The following is an 8290-nucleotide window of genomic DNA, read 5'->3' as shown; positions in this document are numbered from 1 at the left end:
TTCCTGAAGGACAGGGGAGTCGGGCTTGTCGGCGAATTGACGGCAAAATTTCCAGGCGTTCGCATCCTGATCATCTGCGCCAAAGCCGACGAAGCCGTCGCGGTCGAAGGCATCAAGGCCGGCGCGCATGGTGCCGTGGTCAAGCCGCTGACGCTGGAAGGCGTCCGCAAGAAGGTCGACACCATCCTCGGGCGCGGCGGGGCGGCACCGATCGTCCAGCTCAGCGTTCTCAAATGAGGTGACGCCTTGGCAACGATCCAGTTCTATCAAAAGCCGGGCTGCCGGACCAATGCGCGCCAGCTACAGGCGCTTCAGGCTGCGGGTCACACCGTGATTGCCAAGAGCCTGCTTTCCGAACCCTGGACAGCCGCGGAGCTACGCCGTTTCTTTGGCGACACGCCGGTCAAGTCCTGGTTCAATCCCGCGGCACCACGCGTCAAGTCCGGCGAAGTCGATCCGGCTGCGATGGAGGCGGAGGCCGCGCTTGCGCTCATGCTGCACGAGCCTCTTCTGATTCGGCGGCCTCTGATCGAGGCCAACGGAGAACGCTGTGCCGGCTTCGACCGTGAACCCGTCACTTCGCTGCTCGGCCAGAACACAGGGTCCGATCTTGAGGGTTGCTCCCGCGAGAAGACCGGCAAGCAATGTCCGCCGGGCTGACGCCTCGCAGCACCGAACCTAGCGCGTCAGCACCATGACGAGCCTGTCGACCCGTTTGCCCTGCTTGAAATGCTGCTCGACGATTTCGTCGATGTCCTGCGCCGTGGTCGGCCGATACCAGACGCCGTCCGGATAGACCACCATCAAGGGACCCGCCGAGCAAAAGCCGAGACAACCGGCGGCGGTGAAGCCGATGTCGCTCAGCCGCTCCGTCTCGATGGCCTTGCCGAGCCGGTCCCACAACGGCTGGGCGCCGGCGGCGCCGCAACTGCCGCGCGGGTGACCCGGCGGACGCTGGGTGTAGCAGGCGAAGGCGTGATGCCTGTAAAGCCTGGGAAGCTCGAATTCGGGCTCGGCGCTTTCGCTCATGTCGCGGCCACCGCAATTCCCTTGTCATTCAGCAGCGCGGTGAGCTCTCCGGCCTGATGCATCTCCCGCACGATGTCGCAGCCGCCGACAAACTCGCCCTTGACATAGAGCTGCGGGATCGTCGGCCAGTTGGAAAACTCCTTGATGCCTTCGCGCACCTCCGGGTCCGACAATACGTCCGCGCTCTCGAACGGCACCGCGAGGCCACCGAGGATCTTGACGACGGCCGCGGAAAATCCGCATTGCGGAGCGGCCGGCACGCCCTTCATGAACAGGAAGACATCGCTGCTCGAAATAAGCTTCCTGATGCGGTCCGCTGTCTGATCTTTCATTTGTCTGCCTCTTGGTTTGAATTTCGGTGCTGCAGTCGCCACTGCCTTATTTCGGCGCGGCGGTTTCGAGCGCGAGCGCATGCAGGTCGCCGCCCATTTTTCCCTGCAGGGCCGCGTAGACCATCTGATGCTGCTGGATCCGGCTCTTGCCGGCGAACGCGTTGGAAATGACGCGGGCGCCGAAATGATCGCCGTCTCCGGCGAGATCGGTCACGATCACATGAGCGTCCGGAAACGCCTGCCTGATGAGATTTTCGATGTCCGGTCCGGCCATTGCCATTGTCGATTGCTCCTGATGCCCGCCCCGCCATGCAAGGTCCAAACCAACTGATTAGCGCGACCGCCACGCGTTTTGCCGTCGATTTGCCGGCAATCGCACCTCCGGGAACGGCTGATGGCGATCACGAATACGTTCGATGTCGGGTTACCGACAGTTCCTCGGCGCTATGTTGCGGATGTGACGGCACAAGCGCAGTGCCGGACCAGAATGACCGCCCTGGGAGGTAATAGCGATCGAGATCGTCGTGCTTGCGCCGCGCTTTTGCCCGCGGCCCGGCTCTTGCTTCGTATCCCTCAAAAGGATGTTCGATCGAAATGGCCGTCTTCTCGGAACACGACACCATCAATTTCGGCGATCTCCCCGAAGAGATCGACGCCCTGCTGCAGCAAGGCGTCGCCGCTTACCGGCGCGACCCGGCCGCCGCGGACGGGCTGTTTCGTCAGGCGCTGACGGCCGCGCCGACAGAGCTGCCGATCTATTTCTGCCTCTACAAGATCCACACCTATCGGGGAAACCTCGATCAGGCCCAAGACATCGCCGAGCGCGGGCTGAACGAAGCCGCGCGCCAGGCGGGATGGGAGCTCGACTGGCGCAACTGGCAAGCGCAGGTGCCGCTGCCCGAGGGCGCCGGCCGGTTTGCGCTCTACACCTTGAAGGCGCTCGCCTTCATTCAGCTCAGGAAAGACAACGCGCAACACGCGCGCGAGCTGCTCGCGACCCTGCGGCAGCTCGATCCGACCGGCGCAGTCGGCTGGCCCGTCGTCGCAGCGCTGGCCGACGGCGTCGATGAGTCTGGCCCGCATGGCATCGCCCTTGCACCTCATTCGAGGTCACACGACGGATGTCAGGAGCAGGCCCCGCCGTCGCAGGCGACGCTCGCCACAACGGAGACCGGGTGAAATGTCAGTTGAGGAAAAGACCGCTCTGGTTGAGCCGGCGACCGCGGATTCCACCGCACGCGACACGCTGGTCGCCAACATCATCGCCGCGCTGCGCACGGTCTATGATCCCGAAATCCCCGTCAACGTCTATGATCTCGGCCTGATCTATCGGATTGAGCCAAAGGCCGCAGGCCTCGTTGAAATCGACATGACGCTGACGGCCCCGGGCTGCCCGGTCGCCGGCGAAATGCTGAACTGGGTGCAGAAGGCGGTGAGCGATGTCGGTGGCATCGACAAAGTGGATGTGCGCCTCGTCTTCGATCCGCCCTGGGATAATTCGCGGATGTCGGAAGATGTCCAGCTCGAACTTGGCCTGTTGTAACCCGCGAGCCCAGAACGGCTCGTTGCTCAGAGAATTGAGGATATCATGATCGAACTCACGGCAACTGACGGACACCAGTTTTCCGCTTATCGCGCCGATCCCGCCGACACGCCGAAGGGAGCCGTCGTCGTCCTGCAAGAGATCTTCGGCATCGATTCGCATATCCAGAAGATCACTGACGCATTCGCCGCGAAGGGCTATGTCGCGATTGCGCCGTCGCTGTTCGACCGCGTCAAGCCAGGCGTCAACCTCGCCTATGATGAGAGCGGTATTTCGGATGGCTTGGCAATGACGCAGCAGATCGACAGGCAACAGCTGCTCGGAGACATCCAGGTCGCGGTCGACGCGGTCAAGAGCGCCGGCAAGGTTGCGATCGTCGGCTACTGCTGGGGCGGCGAGCTCGCCTACGCCTCCGCCAATCGGGTCAGCGGGATTGCCTGTGTCGTCGGATATTACGGCAATGACATTGTCAACAACTATAGCGAGAAGCGCAAGGTACCGACGCTCTTGCATTTCGGCGAGAACGATTCGACGATTCCGATGGAGCAGGTCACCCAGTTCCGGGCCTATCGTCCGGATGTCAGCGCTTTCACCTATCCGGGTGCAGCCCACGGCTTCAGCTGCGACCGGCGCGAGGGCTATCAGGAAGACGCCGCAGAGAAGGCGCTCGACCGGACGCTGTCCTGGATCTCGCAATATGTGGAAGGCCAGCCGCCGATCCTGTTGAAGAATGCCGGTATCTATGCCCAGCAGAAAGCCGAAAAGAAAAAGAAGAAAAAAAGCGGCGGCGACGACCTCGGCCCGCCGATGGACTGATCAACTCGCGACCGACGGAGAGCCAGGACATGCTTCCGACGACCATTCTGATCGACGACGCTCCACGCTGCGTGGTGCGTCCGACGGACACGAAGGATCTCAATCGCTTCATCCGCAACGGCAAGACCTACCTGCTCGCCGAAAATCCCGACGGCAAGATCAGCCATCGCACCGCCAACGAGGCGGAGAGCGGAAAGTGGCGGAATGGCCTTGCCCTGCACAAGGCCTGGGGCGGGGCCGATGAGGAGTTTTTTGGCCTGCCGCTGTCGGATTAAGAACGCTGGCCCAAGTGGCCGCCTGAGTGCCGCGCCTCAGTGAGGGCCGCCCTTGGCATCGTGCGGGTTGCCGGCCTGGTTGCGCATCCAGTCCGCGAGCTTGGTCAGCGCGGCGTCGAGCTCCTGCCGGGCCTCCTCATCCTCGATCGTCTCCTGCAGGGCGCCGCGCATGCATAGCAGCCAGGCGTCGCGCTCGGCCTGCCCGATGCTGAAGCCGAAATGGCGTTGGCGTAGCCGCGGATGGCCCTTTTCGGCCGAGTAGTGCCTTGGACCTCCGGTCCATTCGGCGAGATAGCGCTTGAGCACCTGCTTGATCGGGCCGAGATCGTCCGCGTGCATGGCCCGGATCAGCCGTGCTTCCGGCAGCGTGTCCATCCGGTGATAGAACGCCTCCACCAGCCGATCGACGGCGACAGGACCGCCGATCCGGTCGAACATCGACATCGTTACTGCAGTATCGGTCATGGCGCTTCCTATTCCGGATGAATCATGATGTCCATCGTCTCCTCGGCGTCATCAGCGAACGGGTTCGGAGGCGCTTCCTCGACCAGGTCGACGCCGCAAAGGCAGACTTCGCCATCGACGACGGCAAGCGCAATCGGCTGCAGGCTTTTCCCTTCACAGGGACCCTGGATGCAAAGACCGCTCTCGATCTCGAAGGCCGCGCCGTGCCGGCCGCATCGGAGGAAGGCCCGGTCGGCGGTGAAGAAATCACCGCTGCCGATGTTCAGCCAGACGCCGCTATGCGGACAGCTGTTGACATAGCCCACATACTCGTCGCGGTGGCTCCGCACCACAACGATCGGGAACGGCCGGGCTTCGCCGCTCTCGTCGATGCGCGACAGACTGAAGGACCTGGCGCCGCTTCGCTCGATAGCGTTAGCCGAGCAAACGGCAAAGACTTCGACCGGTGCTGACGCCATGTCATCGTGCTCGTATCATAAAAAGTCTGGTCTCGGCGGCGGCTCACGCCGCCGGCGCCGTGGTCTCCTGCTTCAACGCATCGACCGATGATCTGGTCAGCCGAAATACGCCGCGGCCGCCAGCGAGCGACTGGTAGGCGTCTCCGGCCTTGGTGCTGAGGAACTCGAACCATTCCTGCGGCGTCAACCCTTGCGGCCGCTCGCCGATTTCGACCACCGTGCCGTTCGGCGCGAAGCGTGCATGGATGATGACGTTTTGCGTATCCACATCAGCCTCCTTATAAGCCCGAGCCGAACCCGAGCAGCTCGATCTTGATGTTCTCGGTGCCCAGAACCGTCGTCTGGCAGGCCAGCCGCGATTTGGAGCTGACGCCGACGATGGCATCGAGCTTCTCGTTTTCGGTGCGCGCGATCTTCGAGAGGCCCTTGCGTCCCTCCTGCACGAAGATATGACAGGAACCGCATTTGGCCTGCCCCTCGCATTTGTGGGGGATCTCGATTTCCGCGCCGAGCAGCGCGGCCAGCAGAGTTGTACCTTCCGCGACCTCGATGGTCTTGCCCGACGGCATGATGGTCAGTGTCGACATCTGATATTCCTTTCTCGATTTGCTCTGCTTCTAGTCCATTTGCGTTCAGTAGATCGCGGCGCCAGCGCCCACATTGATCGAGGCCTCCTTCATCGTTTCCACGATGAAAGCGATCTGATCCTCGGTGAGATGGACGTGAAACGGCAACGCCACCGCACGATCGGCGACCTTCTCGGTGACCAGAAAATTGCCGCGGCGGTAGCCGAGATCGAAATAGTGCCGCTGCAGATGCAGAGGATTGCAGTAGCCCGCGCCTTCCACCTGCTCCACGCGCAAGTCCTCGACGATGGCGTCGCGGCTGGAACGCGAAAAGCGCGTCCCGAGATGCACCACATAGAGGAACCAGTTCACCTCGGTCACATCGGCGCCGATATAGGGGTCCTTGATGCCCTCGAAGGATTGCACGTGCTTGTAATAGAAGTGCTCAATCAGCCGGCGCCGCTCCAGGATCTCCTCGAGGCGCTGCAGTTGCGCCAGTCCTAGCGCCGCCGACAGATCGCTGATGCCGGCCTGATAAGGCGGCGTCGAGGTCACGACGGTGGAGGCACGCTCATCCAGCCGACGCGACCGGTTCCGCCGCAACGCCACTGCGATGTCGATGTCGTCGGTCACGACCATGCCACCCTCGCCGCATGTCAGAGCGCTCGGCTGAGAGAAATCGAACACGGCGACGTCGCCGAAGGTGCCGACCAAGGCGCCCTTGTATTTCGAGCCGATCGCCTCGGTCGAATCTTCCAATAGTCGAAGGCCATGTTTGGTCGCGATGTCCCGCAGTTCGGACCACTGCGCCGGATGGCCGTTATTGTTGCTGGCAACGATAGCCCGCGTCTTCGGGGTGATGCGGGCCTCGACCTTGCCCGGTGCCAGCGTGCCGGCCCAGTAGTCGATATCCGCAAACACCGGGTGGGCGCCGGCGATGCTGATGGCGTGCGTGGCCTCGCGGAACGAATAGGGCGAGGCGATCACCTCGTCACCCGGGCCGATCCCGCAGGCTTTCAGCGCCAGCACAAGTCCAAAAGTACCGCTGGGAACCGCGATCGCATATTTGCGGCCGAGATAGTTGGCAAACGCGGCTTCAAAGGCCTCGACGACAGGCCCACTGGAGAGCCGCGCCGAACGCAGGGTCGCCGCCACAGCCTCGATCTCCGCTTCCGTAATGTCCGGATCGGACAGCGGGATAAAGGACTGATCCATCTCGACCGCGGAAAGGTCGTCTTCCTCATCATCAACCAGGGCTGCGTCGGTCATCACACTGTTCCCTTTGCAGCCAGGATGATGCCGGTTGCGTACGCCGGATCGTTCGTGATCTTCACGCAATGATCCGCTTTGTCCACGAGATGCAGATCGAACCCCTGGTAGGTTCGAAACGGCGTTTCCGTCACGTCCGACGCGTCGCACCGTGTCCACGACAGGTGTGGAAACCGGCCGCGCAAAACGGCAAACGGATCTGCTTCCGCGCTTTCGGCGGAAAGCAAAATCTCGATCTCCGTCAACTCATCCGTGCCTAGCGCCATGCCATCCTGCCGTGTTCGATTGTTCGCTCAAAGGTCTCCTGCAACGCCATCTGCAGTTTCGTATGCAACTTCATTGCCAGAACAGCCGTTCAGAATCCTCGTTCAGCTCATTGGTGACGGCGTCCAACCGTTGATGGACACTATGCAACTCCCACGCCTTGGTGACGTGGTCTTTGCGAAACAATTGCCAGATCGCACTCTGCGCGTCGTAATGGATCAGCGCGACGTCGATCGTTCCACCCTCGGGATCGATGTTCCTCGAACAGCACGGGCTCTCGATCAGATATCCGCCCGTGACCGTCTTCACCCTCGGCGAGACATAGCGGTAGCGTTTGCGCGACCGGATCGCCCGTTCGATGCGCTTGCGGTCGAACTCGTTGGGGTGGGCGGCCAGGCCTCCGACCCCTCTTCTCAGAACCGCGGCATTCACAGTTCATACTCCCCTAAAGCGGGCTGATCTCTTCCTCGAGGCAGCCAACGACCAGCCGCTCACCGAACTCGACGAGATAGATCGGCATATTGGCTTCGGTATGGGTTCCGACCTGGACGATTTCGCCGGTATCGCCGATAGCGACCAGACGCGCCTCAGTGGCGACATCGGGATACGTGCCATCATTGTGCAGGTCGGCGAGAGCCTTTACGCGCTGCCCCCACTGATATTTCGGCATACGGGGTTCGATCATCTTACGAGCGCCTCCGGCAAGGGAATATCTTCTTCGACATCTCGCGCGACGGCCGGTTCGAGCTCCTTGCGCTTCATCCCGACCCGATTGCCGCTTTCGAGAAATTCGACACCGTAGATGTAGAACTGCTGCAGGAAAGTGCCGATGCTGACGACGTAACCGATCTCGCCTTTCTTGGCGAGGAGTTCACCGATCTCCTTGCCCGCATAGGTCCCGTCATTGCGGATCGCGCGCTTCGCCTTCACTTTCTCGCCGAAGCTGAAATAAGGCGGAGCGGACAACTCCACCACGTCGCCGTCCCGAACGATGTTGCTCACGCCGGACCCTCCATCGGCACTTCGGATGGCTCCGCCAGCCGCGAGCGGACCATCTCCCGGACCAACGGGTCCTCGTCCTTGGCCATGGCGCCAAGCTTGCCAAAGACGATGCGGCTCGCCACCTCGTAGCGAACCCGCCAGTCCGGGTCCTCGTACAGCACCGCCAACAGATCGCGCGAAAGGCGCCGCGCGATTTCCAGCCGCACCGTGGCATCCGGGTCGCCGATCATGCCAAGCAGCCAGTCCGCCGGAATGCGCCGCGCCACGACGC

At 62.2% G+C, this 8290-nt stretch carries 16 protein-coding genes and 3 pseudogenes; 6 read left to right on the top strand and 13 right to left on the bottom strand.

Annotated features, from left to right (window positions below; all coding sequences use genetic code 11):
• Both WCB02_RS14840 and WCB02_RS14835 read left to right on the top strand, forming a co-directional pair.
• A pseudogene (locus WCB02_RS14840) lies at positions 1-237 on the top strand (hypothetical protein); the annotation flags it as partial.
• 9 nt (positions 238-246) lie between these two features.
• Complete coding sequence (locus tag WCB02_RS14835) at positions 247-660, top strand: ArsC/Spx/MgsR family protein (RefSeq protein WP_423958992.1); 414 nt, start codon at positions 247-249, stop codon at positions 658-660.
• A gap of 18 nt (positions 661-678) precedes the next feature.
• On the opposite strand, the gene WCB02_RS14830 is transcribed toward WCB02_RS14835, so the two are convergent.
• The 3 genes from WCB02_RS14830 to WCB02_RS14820 are packed head-to-tail and all read right to left on the bottom strand — an operon-like array spanning position 679 to position 1641.
• The gene (locus WCB02_RS14830; protein WP_423958991.1) at positions 679-1029 is read right to left on the bottom strand and encodes a (2Fe-2S) ferredoxin domain-containing protein; all 351 of its coding nucleotides are present in this window, start codon (positions 1027-1029) and stop codon (positions 679-681) included.
• Positions 1026-1361 carry a Grx4 family monothiol glutaredoxin gene (grxD, locus tag WCB02_RS14825; protein ID WP_423958990.1) on the bottom strand — a complete coding sequence of 112 codons (336 nt, stop codon included), beginning with the start codon at positions 1359-1361 and terminating at the stop codon, positions 1026-1028. Before grxD ends, WCB02_RS14830 begins: the two co-directional genes overlap by 4 nt.
• A 46-nt stretch (positions 1362-1407) precedes the next feature.
• Positions 1408-1641 carry a BolA family protein gene (locus WCB02_RS14820; protein WP_423958988.1) on the bottom strand — a complete coding sequence of 78 codons (234 nt, stop codon included), beginning with the start codon at positions 1639-1641 and terminating at the stop codon, positions 1408-1410.
• Between the two features lie 314 nt (positions 1642-1955).
• Here WCB02_RS14820 and WCB02_RS14815 point away from each other — a divergent pair.
• The 4 genes and pseudogenes from WCB02_RS14815 to WCB02_RS14800 form a co-directional block, all read left to right on the top strand.
• Positions 1956-2426, top strand: a pseudogene (locus tag WCB02_RS14815) (hypothetical protein); the annotation flags it as partial.
• 115 nt (positions 2427-2541) lie between these two features.
• Positions 2542-2904 (top strand): iron-sulfur cluster assembly protein, encoded by a 363-nt coding sequence (locus WCB02_RS14810; RefSeq protein ID WP_423958987.1) that lies wholly within the window; start codon positions 2542-2544, stop codon positions 2902-2904.
• Positions 2905-2949: 45 nt separating this feature from the next.
• Positions 2950-3720 (top strand): dienelactone hydrolase family protein, encoded by a 771-nt coding sequence (locus WCB02_RS14805; protein ID WP_423958985.1) that lies wholly within the window; start codon positions 2950-2952, stop codon positions 3718-3720.
• A 29-nt stretch (positions 3721-3749) separates the two neighbouring features.
• Positions 3750-3995 (top strand): hypothetical protein, encoded by a 246-nt coding sequence (locus WCB02_RS14800; protein ID WP_423958983.1) that lies wholly within the window; start codon positions 3750-3752, stop codon positions 3993-3995.
• Between the two features lie 36 nt (positions 3996-4031).
• Here WCB02_RS14800 and WCB02_RS14795 read toward each other — a convergent pair whose 3' ends face one another.
• The 10 genes and pseudogenes from WCB02_RS14795 to WCB02_RS14750 all read right to left on the bottom strand — a co-directional run.
• Complete coding sequence (locus tag WCB02_RS14795; protein ID WP_423958980.1) at positions 4032-4460, bottom strand: group II truncated hemoglobin; 429 nt, start codon at positions 4458-4460, stop codon at positions 4032-4034.
• An 8-nt stretch (positions 4461-4468) separates the two neighbouring features.
• A complete protein-coding gene (locus tag WCB02_RS14790; RefSeq protein ID WP_423958979.1) occupies positions 4469-4918 on the bottom strand; it encodes a Rieske (2Fe-2S) protein in 450 nt (149 codons plus the stop codon).
• A 43-nt stretch (positions 4919-4961) separates the two neighbouring features.
• Positions 4962-5186, bottom strand: a complete 225-nt coding sequence (locus WCB02_RS14785; protein ID WP_423958977.1) for a hypothetical protein — start codon at positions 5184-5186, stop codon at positions 4962-4964.
• Positions 5187-5196: 10 nt separating this feature from the next.
• On the bottom strand, positions 5197-5505 hold the full coding sequence (locus WCB02_RS14780) for a 2Fe-2S iron-sulfur cluster-binding protein (RefSeq protein ID WP_423958975.1): 309 nt from the start codon (positions 5503-5505) through the stop codon (positions 5197-5199).
• Between the two features lie 45 nt (positions 5506-5550).
• On the bottom strand, positions 5551-6753 hold the full coding sequence (locus tag WCB02_RS14775) for a DegT/DnrJ/EryC1/StrS family aminotransferase (protein WP_423958973.1): 1203 nt from the start codon (positions 6751-6753) through the stop codon (positions 5551-5553).
• Complete coding sequence (locus WCB02_RS14770) at positions 6753-7019, bottom strand: DUF6129 family protein (protein ID WP_423958971.1); 267 nt, start codon at positions 7017-7019, stop codon at positions 6753-6755. The genes WCB02_RS14775 and WCB02_RS14770 overlap by 1 nt, the downstream gene beginning before the upstream one ends.
• A 70-nt stretch (positions 7020-7089) precedes the next feature.
• Positions 7090-7449, bottom strand: coding sequence for a hypothetical protein (locus WCB02_RS14765; protein ID WP_423958969.1), 360 nt, complete (start codon positions 7447-7449; stop codon positions 7090-7092).
• Between the two features lie 13 nt (positions 7450-7462).
• The gene (locus WCB02_RS14760; RefSeq protein WP_423958968.1) at positions 7463-7702 is read right to left on the bottom strand and encodes a nitrogen fixation protein NifZ; all 240 of its coding nucleotides are present in this window, start codon (positions 7700-7702) and stop codon (positions 7463-7465) included.
• The gene (locus tag WCB02_RS14755; protein ID WP_423958967.1) at positions 7699-8019 is read right to left on the bottom strand and encodes a nitrogen fixation protein NifZ; all 321 of its coding nucleotides are present in this window, start codon (positions 8017-8019) and stop codon (positions 7699-7701) included. Before WCB02_RS14755 ends, WCB02_RS14760 begins: the two co-directional genes overlap by 4 nt.
• A pseudogene (locus WCB02_RS14750) lies at positions 8016-8290 on the bottom strand (4Fe4S-binding leucine-rich repeat protein); the annotation flags it as partial. The gene WCB02_RS14755 and the pseudogene WCB02_RS14750, both read right to left, overlap by 4 nt.

This window comes from Bradyrhizobium sp. (assembly GCF_049581145.1).
Classification (GTDB): Bacteria; Pseudomonadota; Alphaproteobacteria; order Rhizobiales; family Xanthobacteraceae; genus Bradyrhizobium.
The sequence above is the reverse complement of the archived record's forward strand: the minus strand, read 5'-3'. Positions and strand labels throughout refer to the sequence as shown.

Excerpts from the sequence above, each read along its gene's own strand:
- WCB02_RS14805 (WP_423958985.1), top strand. The coding sequence starts at position 2,950 with ATGATCGAACTCACGGCAACTGACGGACACCAGTTTTCCGCTTATCGC.
- WCB02_RS14770 (WP_423958971.1), bottom strand. The coding sequence starts at position 7,019 with ATGGCGCTAGGCACGGATGAGTTGACGGAGATCGAGATTTTGCTTTCC.
- grxD (WP_423958990.1), bottom strand. The coding sequence starts at position 1,361 with ATGAAAGATCAGACAGCGGACCGCATCAGGAAGCTTATTTCGAGCAGC.
- WCB02_RS14830 (WP_423958991.1), bottom strand. The coding sequence starts at position 1,029 with ATGAGCGAAAGCGCCGAGCCCGAATTCGAGCTTCCCAGGCTTTACAGG.
- WCB02_RS14800 (WP_423958983.1), top strand. The coding sequence starts at position 3,750 with ATGCTTCCGACGACCATTCTGATCGACGACGCTCCACGCTGCGTGGTG.
- WCB02_RS14795 (WP_423958980.1), bottom strand. The coding sequence starts at position 4,460 with ATGACCGATACTGCAGTAACGATGTCGATGTTCGACCGGATCGGCGGT.
- WCB02_RS14780 (WP_423958975.1), bottom strand. The coding sequence starts at position 5,505 with ATGTCGACACTGACCATCATGCCGTCGGGCAAGACCATCGAGGTCGCG.
- WCB02_RS14760 (WP_423958968.1), bottom strand. The coding sequence starts at position 7,702 with ATGATCGAACCCCGTATGCCGAAATATCAGTGGGGGCAGCGCGTAAAG.
- WCB02_RS14820 (WP_423958988.1), bottom strand. The coding sequence starts at position 1,641 with ATGGCAATGGCCGGACCGGACATCGAAAATCTCATCAGGCAGGCGTTT.
- WCB02_RS14775 (WP_423958973.1), bottom strand. The coding sequence starts at position 6,753 with ATGACCGACGCAGCCCTGGTTGATGATGAGGAAGACGACCTTTCCGCG.
- WCB02_RS14810 (WP_423958987.1), top strand. The coding sequence starts at position 2,542 with ATGTCAGTTGAGGAAAAGACCGCTCTGGTTGAGCCGGCGACCGCGGAT.
- WCB02_RS14790 (WP_423958979.1), bottom strand. The coding sequence starts at position 4,918 with ATGGCGTCAGCACCGGTCGAAGTCTTTGCCGTTTGCTCGGCTAACGCT.